General features: G+C 48.0%; 15 protein-coding genes. 5 read left to right on the top strand and 10 right to left on the bottom strand.

The features are described from left to right. Nucleotides 1–242 precede the first annotated feature (242 nt). Nucleotides 243–4,829: a glutamate synthase large subunit gene (gene gltB, locus QUB64_RS32145; protein ID WP_333275698.1), complete on the bottom strand. Its 4,587-nt coding sequence runs from the start codon at nucleotides 4,827–4,829 to the stop codon at nucleotides 243–245. A gap of 454 nt (nucleotides 4,830–5,283) precedes the next feature. On the opposite strand from gltB, the gene QUB64_RS32140 reads away from it, so the two are divergent. The 5 genes from QUB64_RS32140 (at nucleotide 5,284) to QUB64_RS32120 (ending at nucleotide 10,743) form a co-directional block, all read left to right on the top strand. Then, entirely contained in the window at nucleotides 5,284–5,700 is a 417-nt protein-coding gene (locus QUB64_RS32140; RefSeq protein WP_333275696.1) for a phosphomannose isomerase type II C-terminal cupin domain, read from the top strand. Nucleotides 5,701–5,946: 246 nt separating this feature from the next. Further along, nucleotides 5,947–6,273 (top strand): HesB/IscA family protein, encoded by a 327-nt coding sequence (locus QUB64_RS32135; RefSeq protein WP_333275694.1) that lies wholly within the window; start codon nucleotides 5,947–5,949, stop codon nucleotides 6,271–6,273. Nucleotides 6,274–6,284: 11 nt separating this feature from the next. Continuing rightward, nucleotides 6,285–6,851 carry a Uma2 family endonuclease gene (locus QUB64_RS32130; RefSeq protein ID WP_333275823.1) on the top strand — a complete coding sequence of 189 codons (567 nt, stop codon included), beginning with the start codon at nucleotides 6,285–6,287 and terminating at the stop codon, nucleotides 6,849–6,851. A 213-nt stretch (nucleotides 6,852–7,064) separates the two neighbouring features. Beyond that, complete coding sequence (locus tag QUB64_RS32125; RefSeq protein ID WP_333275692.1) at nucleotides 7,065–7,916, top strand: class I SAM-dependent methyltransferase; 852 nt, start codon at nucleotides 7,065–7,067, stop codon at nucleotides 7,914–7,916. 151 nt (nucleotides 7,917–8,067) lie between these two features. Beyond that, entirely contained in the window at nucleotides 8,068–10,743 is a 2,676-nt protein-coding gene (locus QUB64_RS32120) for a two-partner secretion domain-containing protein (protein WP_333275690.1), read from the top strand. Between the two features lie 141 nt (nucleotides 10,744–10,884). Here QUB64_RS32120 and QUB64_RS32115 read toward each other — a convergent pair whose 3' ends face one another. From QUB64_RS32115 to QUB64_RS32075, 9 genes are all read right to left on the bottom strand, one after another. Next, nucleotides 10,885–11,883: a glycosyltransferase family 2 protein gene (locus QUB64_RS32115; RefSeq protein WP_333275688.1), complete on the bottom strand. Its 999-nt coding sequence runs from the start codon at nucleotides 11,881–11,883 to the stop codon at nucleotides 10,885–10,887. Nucleotides 11,884–12,182: 299 nt separating this feature from the next. Beyond that, nucleotides 12,183–13,397: a response regulator gene (locus tag QUB64_RS32110; RefSeq protein WP_333275686.1), complete on the bottom strand. Its 1,215-nt coding sequence runs from the start codon at nucleotides 13,395–13,397 to the stop codon at nucleotides 12,183–12,185. A 217-nt stretch (nucleotides 13,398–13,614) separates the two neighbouring features. After that, nucleotides 13,615–13,845, bottom strand: a complete 231-nt coding sequence (yidD, locus tag QUB64_RS32105) for a membrane protein insertion efficiency factor YidD (RefSeq protein ID WP_333275684.1) — start codon at nucleotides 13,843–13,845, stop codon at nucleotides 13,615–13,617. A 10-nt stretch (nucleotides 13,846–13,855) separates the two neighbouring features. Next, nucleotides 13,856–14,512 (bottom strand): NADPH-dependent F420 reductase, encoded by a 657-nt coding sequence (locus QUB64_RS32100; RefSeq protein WP_442921737.1) that lies wholly within the window; start codon nucleotides 14,510–14,512, stop codon nucleotides 13,856–13,858. Between the two features lie 2 nt (nucleotides 14,513–14,514). Further along, nucleotides 14,515–15,456, bottom strand: coding sequence for a tRNA pseudouridine(55) synthase TruB (gene truB / locus QUB64_RS32095; protein WP_333275680.1), 942 nt, complete (start codon nucleotides 15,454–15,456; stop codon nucleotides 14,515–14,517). Nucleotides 15,457–15,483: 27 nt separating this feature from the next. Then, nucleotides 15,484–15,609 carry a hypothetical protein gene (locus tag QUB64_RS32090; protein ID WP_333325904.1) on the bottom strand — a complete coding sequence of 42 codons (126 nt, stop codon included), beginning with the start codon at nucleotides 15,607–15,609 and terminating at the stop codon, nucleotides 15,484–15,486. A 365-nt stretch (nucleotides 15,610–15,974) separates the two neighbouring features. Further along, nucleotides 15,975–16,730, bottom strand: a complete 756-nt coding sequence (locus QUB64_RS32085) for a calcium-binding protein (RefSeq protein WP_333275676.1) — start codon at nucleotides 16,728–16,730, stop codon at nucleotides 15,975–15,977. A gap of 292 nt (nucleotides 16,731–17,022) precedes the next feature. After that, nucleotides 17,023–17,601 carry a Uma2 family endonuclease gene (locus QUB64_RS32080; RefSeq protein WP_333275675.1) on the bottom strand — a complete coding sequence of 193 codons (579 nt, stop codon included), beginning with the start codon at nucleotides 17,599–17,601 and terminating at the stop codon, nucleotides 17,023–17,025. 326 nt (nucleotides 17,602–17,927) lie between these two features. Continuing rightward, on the bottom strand, nucleotides 17,928–18,017 hold a 90-nt coding region (locus QUB64_RS32075), incomplete at its 5' end, for a photosystem II protein D1 (protein WP_333275821.1).

The raw sequence follows: 18,017 nt of genomic DNA, 5'->3' as shown, positions 1-18,017 counted from the left end.
ATCGGAGAAACCCGGTTTCTTGGATGTGCGCGAGGACTCTATGCGCGGAGACTCAGAAACCGGGTTTCTTCCTAAATCTTAGCTACGATGCGTAAACTATCGGAGAAACCCGGTTTCTTGGATGTGCGCGAGAGCTCTGTGCGCGGGGGCTCAGAAACCGGGTTTCTTCCTAAATCTTAACTACGATGCGTAAATTATCGGAGAAACCCGGTTTCTTGGATTCGCCGGTTTCTTACTACTAACTAACTGCCGCCAATTCGAGCGACATCGCGAGCGTTTTCTTCAAACGCAGCCGTCAGCGCATCATCACCGCTCAAGCCCGATGCGATCGCCCTTTCGATGGCCTGCAACACCCGCTTGTAATCCCGCGGCATCACCTTCACAAACACCGGCACCATCTCATCCCACGCAGCTAAAACCTTCGATGCTTTTGCACTTCCAGTCAAATCAACGTGAGTTTGAATTAACTGCCGCAAGTCGTTAATCTCCTCAACATCCTCCAGTTTTTCCAACTCCACCATCGACATATTGCAGCGAGTAGCAAAATCCCCCGCTTCATCCAAAATGTAAGCCACACCGCCACTCATTCCTGCTGCAAAATTGCGCCCGGTGGCACCCAAAACTACAACTTTGCCGCCAGTCATGTACTCGCAGCCGTGATCGCCCACACCCTCAACTACGGCGTTTACCCCAGAATTGCGGACAGCGAAACGTTCGCCTGCCATCCCCCGGATGAAAACATCACCAGAGGTGGCTCCGTAGAGCACCACGTTGCCGACAATCACGTTTTCTTCTGCGACAAAGGTAGAAGCCGGCGACGGATACAAGATGATTTTGCCACCGCTGAGGCCCTTGCCGAGATAGTCGTTGGCCTCGCCTTCGAGATCCAGGGTGACTCCCTTGGGTACGAATGCGCCAAAGCTTTGTCCGGCGCTACCTTGGAAGTGCAGGTGCACCGTGTCATCGGGTAAGCCTTCCCAGTGGCGTTTGGTGATTTCGTTACCGAGAATTGTGCCGACAACGCGGTTGATGTTGGTAATCGGCAGTTTTGCGTGCACTTTTTCGCCATTTGCGATCGCACCTTTGCACAAATCCAACAACACAGTCATGTCGATCGACTTTTCTAACCCGTGATCCTGCGGCATCTGACAGTAGCGCCCGACATCCGCCCCAACCTCCGGCTGGTAAAGGATTTTCGAGAAATCCAAACCCTTCGCCTTCCAATGTTCCACCGCTTGTTTTGCTTCCAAAACATCAGTGCGGCCAACCATTTCATCCAGCTTGCGGAAGCCCAACTCCGCCATGATTTCCCGGACTTCTTGGGCGATGAAAGTCATAAAGTTTACCGTATGCTGCGGATCGCCAGTAAAGTTTTTCCGCAACAGGGGATCTTGAGTCGCAACGCCTACAGGGCAAGTGTTTTGGTGACAGACGCGCATCATGATGCAGCCCAAAGTTACTAGGGGTGCAGTCGCAAAACCGAATTCTTCAGCACCCAGCAGTGCAGCAATTGCTACATCGCGACCGGTTTTAAGCTGTCCGTCGGTTTCCACAGCAATGCGCGATCGCAAATTATTCAAAACTAAAGTTTGGTGAGTTTCCGCCAATCCCAACTCCCAAGGTAAACCGGCGTGTTTGATCGAAGTCTGCGGCGACGCGCCCGTACCGCCGTCGTAGCCGGAAATTAACACGACATCCGCGTGGGCTTTAGCGACACCGGCTGCGATCGTCCCGACTCCCACTTCCGACACCAATTTGACGCTGATCCGCGCTTCCCGGTTGGAATTTTTCAAGTCGTGAATCAATTCGGCCAAATCCTCGATCGAATAAATGTCGTGGTGGGGAGGAGGTGAAATCAAACCAACACCCGGAGTAGAGTGCCGTACTTTCGCAATCCAGGGGTATACTTTTTTACCGGGTAACTGCCCGCCTTCTCCGGGTTTCGCCCCTTGCGCCATCTTAATTTGGAGTTCCCGCGCTTGCGATAAATACAAGCTGGTAACGCCGAAACGCCCGGAAGCTACTTGTTTGATCGCGCTGTTTTTCGAGTCGCCGCGATCGTTCGTCCAAGTGTAGCGATCGGAATCTTCGCCGCCTTCACCGGTGTTCGATTTGCCACCAATGCGGTTCATCGCGATCGCCAAAGACTCATGCGCTTCCTGGGAAATGGAACCGTAACTCATCGCCCCGGTTTTAAACCGTTTGACAATAGATTCCACAGGTTCGACTTCTTCAATTGGCACAGATTCCCGCTGCTTGAATTGCAACAAACCGCGCAAGGTAAAATGCTGTTGGTTTTGCTCGTTTACCAGAGTTGAATACTGTTTGAAAAGCTGATAATTGCCCTCGCGCACTGCTTTTTGCAGCGCATGAATTGTCTGCGGGCTAAATAAGTGTGCCTCGCCTTCTTTGCGCCACTGATATTCACCGCCGACATCGAGAGTATGTCCGCTAGACGGGCGTTCTGGGAAAGCGTGGGTGTGCCGCAAAATAGCTTCTTGGGCGATAACTTCCAAGTCTACACCTTCAATCCGCGAGGCCGTCCAACTAAAGTATTTATCGATGACAGATTTGTTCAAACCGATAGCCTCAAAAATCTGGGCGCCGCGATAACTTTGAATTGTGGAAATTCCAATTTTCGAGGCAACTTTCGTCACGCCTTTTGTGGCAGCTTTGACGTAGTTTTTGCAAGCAGCTTTGTACTCGACATTCAGCAGCAAACCTTCGCGGATTGAATCTGCGATCGTCTCAAAGGCCAAATAGGGATTGATCGCACCGCAACCGTAACCGATTAAAGTCGCAAAGTGATGCACTTCGCGGGGTTCGCCGGATTCGAGCACCAGTCCCGCCCGCGTGCGCGTACCTTGGCGGATCAGGTGGTGGTGCAGGCCCGCAACCGCCAGCAGCGCCGGAATCGGGGCTTTGTCGGGATTGATGCCCCGATCGCTCAAAATGATGATATTCACCCCAGAGGCGATCGCGCGATCGGCTTCGGCAAAAACATCTTCTAACGCCTGTTCGAGACCTTGGACACCTGTTTTGGGGTCGAACAAAATCGGTACGGTGACGGATTTGAAATTACCTTCATTTACGTGCTTGAGTTTAGCTAATTCTTCATTGCTGAGAATTGGCGTTTTCAGTTCAATTAAATGACAGCTTTCCGGTTCCGGCTTGAGCAAATTGCGTTCGGCGCCGATCGTAGTTTCAGCAGAAGTCACAATTTCTTCGCGGATCGAATCAATGGGCGGATTGGTAACTTGAGCAAACAGTTGCTGGAAGTATTCATAAAGTAGCTTGGGACGGTTGGAAAGCACAGCCAGCGGCGTATCCGCGCCCATCGCACCCACAGCTTCCACTCCATCCTTTGCCATCGGTGCTAACAGCAACCGCAGTTCTTCAAAGGTGTAACCAAAGGCCATTTGGCGCTGAATTAATGTTTCGGGTTGCGATTCTGCAACTGACGGCGCATCTTTGAGTTTAGCAATTTCGACCATGTGCCGGTCAATCCATTCCCGGTACGGATGTTCTGTCGAGATTTTGGTCTTAATTTCGTCATCAGAAACGATGCGGCCTTCTTCAGTATTTACCAGGAACATCCGCCCCGGTTGCAAGCGGCCTTTTGAGACAATTCTTTCAGGCGCGATCGGCAAAACTCCCGCTTCCGATGCCATAATTACTAAGTCGTCCTTGGTGACGCAGTAGCGGGAAGGCCGCAAACCGTTGCGATCGAGAACAGCGCCGATCGATGTACCATCAGTAAAAGCGATCGAAGCAGGCCCGTCCCAAGGTTCCATCAAACAGGAATGGTATTCGTAGAAAGCCTTTTTCTCGTCACTCATGGACTCGTGGGCCGTCCAAGGTTCGGGAATCATCATCATTACGGCGTGGGGTAAAGAACGCCCGGCCAAATACAGCAATTCCAAAGCATTGTCAAAGATAGTTGAATCGCTACCTTCGATGTTGATCAAATTCGGGATTTTCTTCAAATCATCGCCGAACAAATCCGACTCGAACAGGGATTGGCGCGCGTGCATCCAGTTGATGTTGCCGCGCATCGTGTTAATTTCGCCATTGTGGGCGATGTAGCGGTAAGGGTGCGATCGTTCCCAACTCGGAAAAGTATTCGTGCTGAAGCGCGAGTGAACCAGTGCTAAAGCGCTTTCCATGTCCGGGTCGTGCAGGTCGGGATAATAGTCCCCGACTTGCACCGGCATTAACATACCCTTATAGACGATCGTCCGGCACGACAGAGTGGAATTATACCAGTAGGGGTCTACATTCGTCCTGCGGATTGCATTGTGAACGCGCTTGCGGATGACATACAATTTGCGTTCAAAAGCTGCCTCATCAAGATTTGCAGCACGCTGGACAAACACCTGCCGCATGAAGGGTTCGCTGGATTTAGCGGTATCGCCCAGAGACGAGTTATCTGTCGGTACATCCCGCCAGCCGAGCACGGGACACCCTTCTTCGGCGGCGATTTCTGCAAATATGCGCTGTCCGTTTTCACGTTCAGTTTGGTTTGGCGACGAGTAAATCGCGCCGACGCCGTACTCGCCGGCTTCTGGAAGTTCGATGTTGAGAGCCGCTGTTACTTTCTTCATGAATTTGTGCGGCACCTGCATCAAAATGCCCGCCCCGTCTCCGGTGTTGGGTTCGCAGCCGCACGCGCCCCGGTGATCGAGGTTTAACAGGATTGTCAGGGCCTGTTCGACGATTTCGTGGGATTTGTTACCCTTCACGTGTACGATGAAGCCGACTCCGCAAGCATCGTGCTCGAACTGCGGATCGTAGAGGCCTTGTTTTGCTGGCAGTCCGTTGGTGTTCATTTTGATATATTCCTAAAAGTGATGAAAAACTTGCGATCTAGATAGTCCCAAGCTTTTCATTGTACCTAATCTGTATTTTCTAATCATGTGAACTTATGTTTTAGTCATTAGTCATCAGTCATTAGTCATTAGTCAGAACAAAAATTCTCCCCATCTCCCCCTCTCCCCCTCTCTCCTTCTCTCCCCGCTAAGCGGCTTCAAGCAGAGGCTGTTGAGAATGAAGATTTGATGTAGATTTGGTCAATAGCGAAAAACCGGTGACAACCGCTGTGATGATTTTGCTATGGTAGTCAAGGTGCGTCGATCGAGCTTTCGCAGGTAAAAGTGCAAAACTCTACAGCCCGCTAACCAGTTCGCGCGATCGGGCTTCGGTTTTCAGGATAAATTAGCTAGTATCACAATCCCACGTCGTTTACCAAAGGATTCAGCAAGCAATCCTTAAGGAGTGAAAATCATGGTTCAAGTTCAAGAAGTTGCTCAACTATCTCTGCACGCACTTGCTGCACCCAACGAAACAGCCGTTACAGAATCGCGGCCTTGGGGATCGTTTACGACTTTAGAAGAAGGCCCAGGATATAAAATTAAGCGAATCGAAGTTAATCCCGGACATCGCCTCAGCCTGCAAATGCACCACCACCGCAGCGAACACTGGATCGTGGTTTGTGGTACTGCAAAAGTTACTTGTGGTGAAACTGAACAAGTTTTGTTTACAAATCAGTCTACCTACGTTCCACAGTGTATTTCTCACCGCCTGGAAAATCCGGGAGTTATCCCGCTGGTTTTAATTGAAGTGCAGAATGGCGAATATCTCGGAGAAGATGATATTGTTCGCTTCCAAGACGATTATGCTCGTACAGAAAAGGCTAAGTAATCGTTCTAATTGGGAATTGGGCATGGGGCATGGGGCATGGGGCATGGGGCATTGGAATTGGTAATTGGTAATTGGTAGTTGGTAATTTTCTACCTTATAACTAATGACAAAAAGTGAGAAAAAATCATAATTTCCCAATTCCCCAATTCCCCATTACCAATTCCCCATTACCAATTTTCCATGCCCCATCCCCCATACCCGATGCCCGATGCCCCATTCCCCATTCCCCATTCCCCATTCCCGATAATGATTCATCTAAGCAAAACAGCAGCAACAGAAGTAAAGCGCCTTAAGTCAAAGTATCCGAACCCGAATGCTCTATTTCGTCTGGGCGTGGAATCGAGCGGCTGTTCCGGTTTGTCCTATACAATGGCTTTTGACGATGTGCCAGCCCCAGAAGACGCTCTATGCGAGTCCGAGGGAATTCAAGTTGCGATCGACCCCCAGCACTTAAAATATCTCAACGAGCTCACCTTAGATTATTCAGAAGACTTGATGGGCGGAGGTTTCCGGTTCCACAATCCCAATGCAGCCCAAAGCTGTAGCTGTGGCAACTCCTTTTCTGCCAGGTAACAATCTATATGATGACACTCAAAGACTTAGAAAAAGTCCAAAAAACCTTCAAAGAAGCAGGTCAAGACTACCAGCTTGAACTAGAAAGCGGGAAGATTATCATTGTGGGCCCATCAGATATTGTATCAAGTGAAATAGGTGTAGTTTTCATTTGGCTGCTTGCCAATTGGGTTTATCCCCGCCGTTTGGGAAGAATATTTGACTCAGCAGGTGGCTTTATTTTGCCTGATGGGACGCTCACAGCACCCGATGTTTCTTTTGTGCGGGCAGCCCGGATCGGGCAAAGTCCCCGTTATTTCGCAGAATTAGTCCCAGACTTGGTAGTAGAAATTAAATCACAGAGCGATCGCATTAAACTGCTCGAAAAAAAGATTTTGAAGTTGATCCAACTCGGCGCACAAGTAGGAATTATAATAGACCCCGATGAACAAACTGTTACAGTTTACCGTCAGGAAGGTGAACCAATTGTGCTGGAAAATGCCGATATTTTGAGAGTCTCCGAACTTTTTCCGGGTTGGGAATTGCCAATTTCGGAACTTTGGCCGCCAATTTATACTGAAGCCGAAACTCAAGCATAATATCGCATTTTTTTATATAAGTATTTTGAACGAACCGCGAAGACGCAAAGGACGCGAAGGAAGAGAAGAGAAAAGGAAGATTTTAGAATAGACCTCTTGCAAAAATAGCTAGGAACAGGCTCTGGGGCCTGTTCCACAAAATATCTTTTTCTGTGGAACAGGCCCCAGAGCCTGTTCCAAAACTTGATTAAAAAGACTTTTGCAAGAGGTCTAATGGTAAAAGAATCCGAAAAAAACCAAGATTGGTATAGCGAATACATCGCCAGCAAAACTTACGAACAGCGAAAAAACTGGTACAGCGAAATTGCCGATTCCTACAACAAAACAAGACCTCGCTATCCCCAACAACTAATTAATCGCGTAGTCGAATTAGCCGAACTTCCCCCAAATGCCAACATTCTGGAAATCGGATGCGGCCCGGGAATTGCCACTGTTCCCTTTGCTGAATTCGGCTTTGCAATGCTTTGTCTCGAACCCAGTCAGCCAGCTTGTCAGCTAGCGAGAAAAAACTGTGCAACTTATCCATCTGTAGAAATTAAAAATCAAACTTTTGAAGAGTGGGAATTAGAAGCTGATAAATTTAATGCTGTGCTGGCCGCAACTTCTTTTCATTGGGTGTCGCCGGAGATTCGCTATCAAAAAACTGCCGCTGCATTGAAAGATAAAGGTTCTTTGATTTTGCTGTGGAATGCGGGAGTTTTGCCGCAGGATGAAGTTTACCAAGTTTTGCAGGAAGTTTATCAAGATCGAGCTCCATCTCTAGCAGAATATCATGCCAAAGAAAGAGCCAATCAAGCAGAAAGTATCAAAGAACTCGGACAAAACGTCATCGACTCAGGACTGTACGAGGATTTGATTTACGAACAGCTAGTATGTGAAATCACCTACAGCATAGATGATTATCTCACTCTTTTGCAGACTTACTCCCAGTACATAGCGCTAGACGAGCAAAAAAGGAAATCATTGTTAGCAAGTTTGTGGGAAGCGTTAGAAAAAAACTGCGGAAATAGCATCAAGACCTCCTATATTTCAGCATTTCACATTGCCAAAAAAATCTTATATTAGGGTAGTTAATTATTAGGTACGTAGTTGCGCTTCAGCGCTCTTTCCCATATATCCAAAAAGCGAAGACAGCGCAACAACATACCTTTATTGCAGTTTACAATTAACACGCCCAATGATAAAATCAAGGATTAATTAAAAAAAAAGTTAATGAATGAAACTAAAAACTGGCAAATTCTGGCTCAGTATAATATTTTATAGCTTCAGCCCGATCGCCCCCAGCATAGCCCAAATCGTCCCCGATGCCACACTGCCAGTCAATTCGACAGTCACAGTCAACGGCAAAACCAGCTCCATCGACGGCGGAACGCCAGCCGGAAGCAACCTATTTCACAGTTTCCGAGAATTTTCGGTTTTGACCGGAAACACGGCTGTTTTCAACAATTCCGCAGACATTCAAAACATTTTTACCCGCGTTACCGGCGGCTCGATTTCCAATATTGACGGCGCGCTGAAAGCTAACGGTACAGCAAATCTATTTTTGCTCAATCCTCACGGGATTATTTTTGGCCCGAATGCTTCCTTAAATATCGGCGGTTCGTTTTTGGCGACTACGGCGAATGCTGTGGAGTTTGGCGCTGGGGCGGATTTCTCTGCGAGTGTTCCCCGCCAAAATACGCCTTTGCTCATCGTTAGCGTCCCGCTCGGCCTGCAATACGGACAATCACCCGGAAGTATCGTAAATCGATCGACCGACGGATTGCAAGTGCGATCGGGCAACAGCCTGATACTTGCTGGCGGCGAGGTGAGATTCGAGGGCGGAAAAATCTTGGCACCGGGCGGTAGAGTCGAGCTCGCAGCCGTTTCAGGAGGTGAAACTGTCGGGCTAAATGCCTTCGGTAACAATGTGAGTTTAAATTTTCCCGAGCAGATAGCCAGAGCCAATATATCTCTCACAAACGGCGCTGATGTGAATGTACGTGCTGGAGGTGGCGGGAATATTACTGTCAACGCTCATAACTTGAATTTTTCGGAAGGAAGTAAACTGCGGGCGGGGATAGCGGAAAAATTGGGTGCGCCTGACGCCTTAGCAGGGAATATTGATATTAATGCGACGGGAGCAGTCTCCTTTGATGGAGTCGATAAAATTGATATACCCAGCGGTACGTACAATCTAGTGAGAGCCGGAGGTGTTGGTACAGGGGGCAATATTAATATCACAGCCGAATCGATTTCCTTAACTAATGGAGCTCTAATAAAAGCCAGCACGTTTGGAGAGGGAAATGCCGGCAATGTTAACCTTCGTATTCGCAATTCAATCTCCTTTGACGGTGGGAATAGCGACAACTCCAGCGGCGTCTACAGCAGAGTCGAAGATGATCGAGCAGTAGGTAATGCAGGCAATATTCAGATCGCGACGGGTTCCCTTTCAGTAACAAATGGTGCTGTGATTACAGCTAGCACTGAAGGAAAGGGAAATGCAGGCAATATCGTGATTTCTGTCAGAAATAATACTGTTTTGGATGGATTGGGGCCATTACAGGAAATTACTTTAATATCTGGAGAATTGCTTCAATTCCAACAATCCTCTGGTGTGTATAGCAGCGTCAAAACAACAGGGGTTGGTACAGGGGGAAACATTGATATTTTCACTCGCTCGCTATCAATTACAAATGGTGCTCTAATTATAGCCAGAACTGAAGGGCAGGGGCGAGCTGGAAATATTACAGTGAATGCTGCTGATTTCGTGACTGTTGATGGGATAGGTTCCGATCGTTCGTCCAGCGCTTTCCTCGCTCCAACAGAACCAGGGGCGGGGGGTCGAGGTGGAGACATTACAGTTAATACTAATATTTTTCGAGTCTCAAATGGAGCGGTTGTTAACTCTCAAACCCAGAACGAACATCCTGGGGGAAATATCACCATTAACTCCAATATCTTTGAGGCTACTGGTGGTGGACAGGCGATCGCGACAACTCGCGGCAGCGGTCAAGCTGGTAATTTGACAGTCAATGCTGCCGATAAAATTGTTCTCTCTGGGAGCGATCGCAATTTCGCCGATCGAGCCTCGCTATTCAATACAAACATCGTCGGTAACAATGAAGGTGCCACTAGCGGACTATTTGCCAGTACGGGTACAGATTCCACAGGTGCGGGCGGCAATTTAAATGTTAAAACCGGCAAGTTAATGCTCCGTGATGGAGCTAAAGTTACTGTCAGTGCTGACGGCTCAGGAGCAGCAGGAAATTTGAGAATTGCGGCCGACTCAATTCGTTTAAATAATAGCACAATCGCAGCGACAACTCAAGCCGGCAATTTCGGCAACATCACCTTGCAAGCTTCCGACTTGCAACTGCGCAACAACAGTCAAATTACTACTAATGCGTCTGGCACTGCGACTGGTGGCAATATTAATATCGAAGCTGGGGCTGTAGCTGCTTTAGAAAATAGCGATATCCGCGCCAATGCAGTCCGAGGTCAAGGCGGAAATATTATAATTACTGCCGAAGGCATTTTTCGTTCTTTAGACAGCGACATCGACGCCAGTTCAGAATTAGGAATTAACGGCAATGTCGAACTCAGAACTCCCGATACTGACCCCGTAAAAGGATTAAATCAACCAGAAACCACCCGAGTTCCGCCACAGCCGGCGCGAAGCTGTCAAACTAGAGGCCAAAGGACAAGCAGCTTTGTCATCACCGGGCGCGGTGGTTTGCCACCGAGTCCCAGGGAACGAGTCAGCAGCAGCAACGATAATTTTGATGTCGCCAAGCCACTGGTTGAGGCTCAAGGCTGGATAATTAACGCTAAGGGCGAGATTGAATTGATAACAAATTCGGCGGTAATTGTGCCTTACAGTCCTGGGGGAACACCACCAATTTGCAATTAATATCAATTAATCAACAAAGTTCGTAAGGTTCGTAGTGAGGACTTCAGTCCTTCTTTCTTGCGGACTAAAGTCCTCACTACAAACCAATTAAGGTTCGTAGTGAGGACTTCAGTCCTTCTTTCCGAGGACTAAAAGTCCTCACTACAAACCAATTTTATTGTGGCTGCTGAGAATAACCCACTGCATTAACTCCTCCCATTCGGGAGATTGAGTTAATAAATCTGCATCCAATTCATTGCCCGCATCCTGCGAAAATTCGGTAAAACACTCCGCCCAATTAATTACTGTTTCCACAGGCAAATAAGGCGTATAATTCCAAGAACGCTGCAAAAACTCCGCCATCTCAACAGGATGACCGGTGCGGTGCAAATACCAAGCAATCCACACAAACGTACTGTACTTAATTTGCTTTTCCAACAAACGTATTTTATCCGGCAATTCGGGGCGGGAAAAAAAATTGTCCGTGACAGCCGCCAAGGATTTAGCCTGCGGTAAACCTTTGTACATGGCGCTTTGTTCGTGCTGGCGGTAGCAAACTGTTACCTGCCGCAGCCACTCTGTTTCGCATCCCATTAAGGCTAAACGCAGCACTAAATCTGTATCTTCAGCCGGGGGAAATCGAGGGTCAAATCCGCCGGCTTTTTCTAACCAATGGCGGCGAAATACCATCGCGCTGGGTAATACAGGTTTCCACCGCAGCCACATTTCTAAGTCTAATTTAGGGACGTTTTCCCAGGGCTTGACATCTTTGATCGGTTCGCCTATACTGTTAACTTGACGCCAGCCGCTGTGGACGATTCCTAGATTTGGTTGCGCTGCGAATACAGCAATTTGTGCTGCTATTTTATCGGGTAAGAAGTAGTCATCTGCATCGAGAAAGGCGATGAATTCTCCTCGCGCTAGTTCGATGCCTCGATTTCGGGCAATGGAAACTCCTTGATTTTTTTGGTAAATGTAGCGAATGCGATCGCCATATTGCTCTAAAACTAATCTGGTATCATCTTGGGAACCGTCGTCTACGACAATAATTTCCCAGTCAGTATAGGTTTGGTGCAGCACGCTACCTACGGCTTGGCCGACGTAAGCAGCGCAGTTGTAAGCCGGAATTACTACGCTTACCTGCGGGGTTCGATCGCTCATAATTAATAATATATAGTCCGATGGATTATACCATTTTAGATTTTAGATTTTAGATGAAAAATTGAATAATTGGGAGTGACTGATGATTATCGATACAATATTTGTAGGGTGCGCCATCCTCTGACCGTGCCAAACAACGGGTACAAGCCCCGACGCGAGCGTCAGGGTCTATCCCAAAATTTTAGATTAAACTTCGAGTGCCCAGATTCAATGGTGCAAGTAAATCCAAAATCCAAAATCCAAAATCCAAAATCGACTGATGCACCCGATAAGCGATGCTTTTTGAGCATAAATTTGGTTCAAGAATTTGCCAAAGTAAGTTGGCGCGAATTCAGTAAATCGTGGGGGCGAATTCCTAAAGAGTTGCGATCGTCTTTTACCTTCAAATACTTCTGGGCTACTTGCAACACCTGTTGTGGATTGGGCGGCTTGCTCAAAAAATCGGAAGCACCTGTAATTTTCGCTCGTGCGCGATCAATTATACTATCTTGACCCGTCAAAAACACGATCGGAGTTTCCCGAAAACTAGGTGTTTTCCGCAAAAAATTGCACAAAGCAAAGCCGCTTGTCTTCGGCATCACCACGTCCATAAAAATTAAAGCAGGCTTCTGTTTGGAGATGATGCCCACTCCCTGCATCGGGTCTTGAATTTTTAGGACTCGATACCCCGCCGGCAATAAAATTTGCTCTAAAAATTCGCATACTGTCGGACTGTCATCGATACAAGCAATCAAAGGTCGAACTGACCCAACCATCGCCGAAGCAAGGCGCCACTGTTCTATAGGCGACGGTAAGTCTGGTACGGTGCGGAAATTTACTAAACCCTGCTTCATGTAATTAACTAAAGCGCGAGTTGCGACTGTCACGCACTGCTTTTTCTTCAATGCAATATCCCAAAGAGTATTCTCGCCGTTAAATACGTTAGCTAAAGCGATCAAAGAATTAGAAGTAAATCGATTTTCCTGCAACTGGGCCGACGCTTTTAAAAGCGGTGCTTGTTCAGGCTCTACCAGCCACAAACCCATTCCTTTCCACTTCTGCCAAATTTGTTCTGTAGAGCACAGAATTTGCTCTACTTCCGTTAAAGACAGCAGCAAAGAAGAAATAATTTTAGAAAAATATTTTTCCGACGGACGCCACTCCCGGCGCAAACCAGATTGACCGATCAGAGCAAAGAATACTTCGGAAACGCTGCTGTGGACGATCGCCTTAGCTTGTTGCAAACTCATTTCGCTGGCTGCTACCCCTTGCTGAAGCAGTTGATATTCCCACAGTTCCCCAGCATCAATGTCTCTGAGATCGACTTGAAAGTTGCGACAGTGTTGCCCGATCGCCCTGTACCAGCGCCTCGCTCTGTGCGCTCCTCCTGTCGCATAAACCAAACTACCCTGAAAAAAGTAAAGTTGCCACTGTTGTTCGCCTTGCTCTAACAGCAGTTTCCCCGTTGCTTGTTTCTGGCCCAGCACTGCCAGAGTATGAGACAACATTTTGTACCCGATTGCGGTAGCAGACATATCAACTCGCATCCCCTGTACTCCCGTTTCTCCTATTATATAGATGCTGAGTTGTGGAATAAAACAGTAATATTACTGAATTTTGATCGAATAAAGCAATTAACTCTGCGAGTTTAACCCCCTCAGGTAGTGATTCCCCTCTGGAGTTTTAGCCATGAGGATGCAGCGCCTATTTGCACTATTAACTAATAACTAAAATTCCGATTATAACTAATAATTAATTCCCCTCGCTATCTTTGGGAGGTACGGGATCGTAACCCCCAGGATGAAAAGGATGACAGCGTAAAATCCGCTTAACCGCGAGCGCTCCGCCGCGGGCCGCGCCAAATCTTTCTACGGCTTCGATCGCGTATTGAGAACAAGTTGGTTGAAATCTACAAGCATTGGGCAAATAAGGAGAAATACCCATTTTGTAGCCTCGGATTAATCCGATCAGCAATCCTTTCACAATTTTGACCTCAGCGCTTGATTAAATTAATCGCAAAATCTTGTCCCATACCGCTGAAAGCTAGATGAATCCACAGCATCCCCAGCGGTTCCAGCAATCGAGCTTGCTTGAGTTCCCCGGCATCTACAACTTCAAATCCGATGTCTTCGGCAAGATTGGTGACAATTTTCTTGGCATCTGCATTGTCTCCGCAAATAAAAGCAGTTGCTGTTTGCGAACCGAATTGCAAATTTTCAAAACAGCTCGCACCAATGTTGTTAAAAGCTTTCACAACTTCCGCTGAGATCGCCCATTTGGCAATTTCTTCTGCCGCCGAAGTTGTGTGCCCGATTGTCAGTCCAGCAGCAAGTCCAGCGGGTGTCAGCTCGATCGGGTTTGTAGCGTCTATAATAATTTTCCCAGTCAAATCTCCCGCAGCGGCGATCGCCTCTGGCGTGCCATTCCAAGGCGTAGCTAAGATCAAAACTTGACCGTGACTTGCAGCTTCCTCCACGCTAGTGGCTCGCGCATTTCCTCCTGTAGCTTCTACAGCAGACTGCACTTTTGCACTCTGCGGATCTCTGACGCCAAATACAATCGAGTGACCTTTTTGAGTTAAAATGCGTCCCAGAGTTCCGCCAACATTTCCCGCGCCAATAATACCTATTTTCATTTTTACCTCTTGGATAGCTAAAACACAATTTGAGGAGATAAGATGGTACTTGTTTCTGAGGAAGCTACTTGACCGATACCTAAAAAGTTACCATCTCGAGCGTAAACTTGCAAGTGATAGGGAGGTTGGGGTATTGGGTTGTCGGGGGGATTGTTCCGAGTTTCCTCCTCTCCCTCTATCGGCGTTTCGGGAATCGGGAGGCGCTGTCCTTGAAACCAGCGTTTGGTATATTCCGGCGAAAGGACGATCGCACCTAAGTGTCCCAAAACCGCCGATGGCAAAATCGGGCTGAATGTATTCTCCTGCAATTGCACTTCTAATTCTGCAAAAGTGAGACTTTGGTCGATCGAGAAACCGCTGCTTTCGGTGCGAGTCAAACGAGCCAAAGTACCGCCTGCATTCAAGAGTGCGCCCAAGTCCCGGGCGATCGCCCGAATGTAAGTACCGGCCCCGCAGGCGATCGACAAATCCAATTCCGGAAAATCCCCCGGCCGCCAATCCAATATTTCCAGGCGAAATACCTCGACATTCCTAGCAGCAACTTCCACAGTTTCGCCTTTTCTAGCTAACTCATAAAGTCGTTTTCCTCCCACCTGAACCGCACTAAAATTCGGCGGAAATTGCTCAATTTTCCCTAGGAAGTTCGGCAGTGCCGCTTGCACTTTTTCTAAACTTAACTCCGGCACCGGTCGAGAATGGATAATTTCTCCTTCTAAATCGTCCGTAGCGGTAGTTAAGCCAAACCGAATCGTACCTCGGTAAGCTTTGTGGTGTTGGAGGAATTGCAGCAGTCTGGTTGCTCTTCCCAGGGCGATCGGCAAAACGCCAGTCACAGCCGGATCGAGAGTTCCTCCGTGTCCGACTCGCTTGAGTTTCAACATTCGGCGCACTCGCCCCACGCAGTCGTGAGATGTCATGCCCGCAGGTTTGTTGAGATTGAGAAAACCGTCAATAGTCATTAGTCAGAAGGAAGAAGGTAGAAGTCATTAGCGCGAGCGTCCCCGCGATCGAACGTTATCAGTCCTGCCGTCGGGCCGTCGGGCCGTCGGGCCGTCATTAGCGCGAGCGTCCCCGCGATCGTTAGTCCTGCCGTCGGGCCGTCGGGCCGTCATTAGCGCGAGCGTCCCCGCGATCGAACGTTATCAGTCCTGCCGTCGGGCCGTCCTGCCGTCGGGCCGTCAGAAGGAACTAACGGGTTTAATGGATAGAATGAAGAAGGAAGTTCGGCAACGGATTTTTTAACGGATTTAACGGATAGAAGTCAGATGGAAGTTTGGCTTCCGTCGCAGTGTACGGGATGCAAACGGATAAAAGGAATAAGGTAGAAGGAAGATGAAAAATTTTGAGATTGCTTTGTTACTCGCAACGCGAAAGCCATGCTTGAGTTGAAAAGTTCAACATTCACAAATTAAAACTCAAAAGTCCCCATTCCCAATTACCCATTCCCAATTACCCATTCCCAATTACCCATTCCCAATTAAAGAATAAAGTCGGCCTGACTGATAGAAGTGCGGGGAACTCCGAATAAAGTAGCCAGAGTTTCCTTGGTGCTGGTAAGCTGAATAATTGTACTCGGCCTAGTTCCGGCCCCAGGGGAAATAGTGAGGTCGGCAAAGGTGAGGCCGGCAGTCAAGCGAATTCGATCGCTCAGATCGGTAAAATCTGTAATCACATCCTCCTCTGTCAAACGCCCGATCGCAAAAGTATCATTTCCGGCGCCGCCAGTTAAAGTATCTCTGCCTTTATCGCCCGATAAACAATCATCGCCGATGCCGCCCGATAAACAGTCGTCGCCGGCCCCCCCAAACAGCGTGTCATTCCCCGCGCCACCCAACAAAATATCGCTGTCTTGGTTTCCAAACAGCAAATCATTGCCCTCATCGCCACTTACCGAGTCAGCACCTTTGCCGCCGTATAAAGTATCGTCGCCCGCGTTGCCAAAAACGCTGTCGCGGGCTGCACCGCCGAACAGCAAATCATTGCCCTCGCCGCCGCTTACCGAGTCATCGCCGTCCTCGCCGTAGAGGGAATCGTTTCCCCCTAAGCCGAAAATGGTGTCAGGGCCTCCCAAACCGAATATCAAGTCAGCGCCCCCAGTACCGCTGAGCGAGTCAGGGCCACTGGTGCCCTTCCTGCCGTTAGCTGCCCCTCCGGGACTGGTACCCCCGCTGCCGGGGGTTGGGGTTGGGGTTGTGATTTTGGGAAGTGGCTCAGATGGTACTGCTCCTGGCATGGTTTTGAAGAGTGGTAGAAATTTGCCATTCTAACTTAGCTTAAAATCGGAAGTTATATAATCTATTGGATATGTATTCGTGTAATCGTCAGCCTAATGCCCCATAAAGATTTCAAATTTTTGCAGTCCGGGCAAGAGCGATTTTTATACCTTTGTCCGTTGAGTTAGTTGAGAGCGATTTGCTGTGAGCCTGATCTTTGACAAAAAAGTTCCCAATGGCTTGTACATAACATATCGGGTATTTTCACCAGATCGAAAACCAATTAAATGATACGATCGCAATTCTCAACTTCTACATCGATCGCATAAAAGCATTCAGCGCATCATATTGATCGGCCATCCGCGAATAAAACTCGATCGATCGCAAATCCAACTCCGGTAACAGTTCGCTGTTACTCACCAACTCATATCCCGTTGGACGCAAACAATAAACCGAAATTACACTATCCTCCCAAAACCAAACCTCCTGCACTCCCACCCGGCGATTGATTTCCAGCGTATCAATTCCACCAGTCGTCACTGTCACTTCAATTGCTAAATCTGGAATCGACTTGCGCGTACCCAAACAATAAGATTCATCTGGTTCTTTCCGCGCCCCCAATTCCTTCATCCCGATAGTTGTACTACCGCGCCCGTAGAAACGAATGTCTTTCATCCGCATATAAATCTCTACAAGCTGACTTAAAGTTTTTTTATGTTCCTCATGGGCCTCAGAAAAAGGAGACATAATTTGTAAACACCCATCCAAATAAGTTAAATGCGCCCCAGTTTGGGCAAAATCTGCATCCAACTTTTCCAGAGTCTCCCATGTCACGTTTGATAGCAAGACTGCACCTGTACCCAATCCTGCTTGAGAAATTGCGACAACCATCTGACTTACCTTTCGCGATCGCTTTTCCATAATATAGCAATTGCCATAATGGTGAGGGCGAAACTACTCTCTGTATTTGTTTGCTATACGTCCAAATCTGAATACCTTGCAATTGCGTAGCACAGTGAACAATGACGTACACAGAACTTACGCACGGGTGGCCAGAAACCGGGTTTTTTTACGAAAATTATTCGTCGCAGCTAAAAAATTAGGTAAAAAACCCGGTTTCTTCGATATTGAGGGCAATTCCTAATACAAAATATTTTTTTCCCAAACAAAAAGCGCCCCTATTTCTAGGAGCGCTTTTTGTGATCTCAAGCTAAAACTTAGCCGTTGATAGAAGGAGCAACCAAAGCCACAGGAGTTGTTTCGCCAGCAGCCAAGTCGAGTGGGAAGTTGTGAGCATTGCGCTCGTG

The organism is Microcoleus sp. Aus8_D2 (genome assembly GCF_036702665.1).
GTDB lineage: Bacteria > Cyanobacteriota > Cyanobacteriia > Cyanobacteriales > Microcoleaceae > Microcoleus.
Note: the sequence above shows the minus strand (reverse complement) of the source record. Positions and strands in the feature narration are given on the sequence as shown.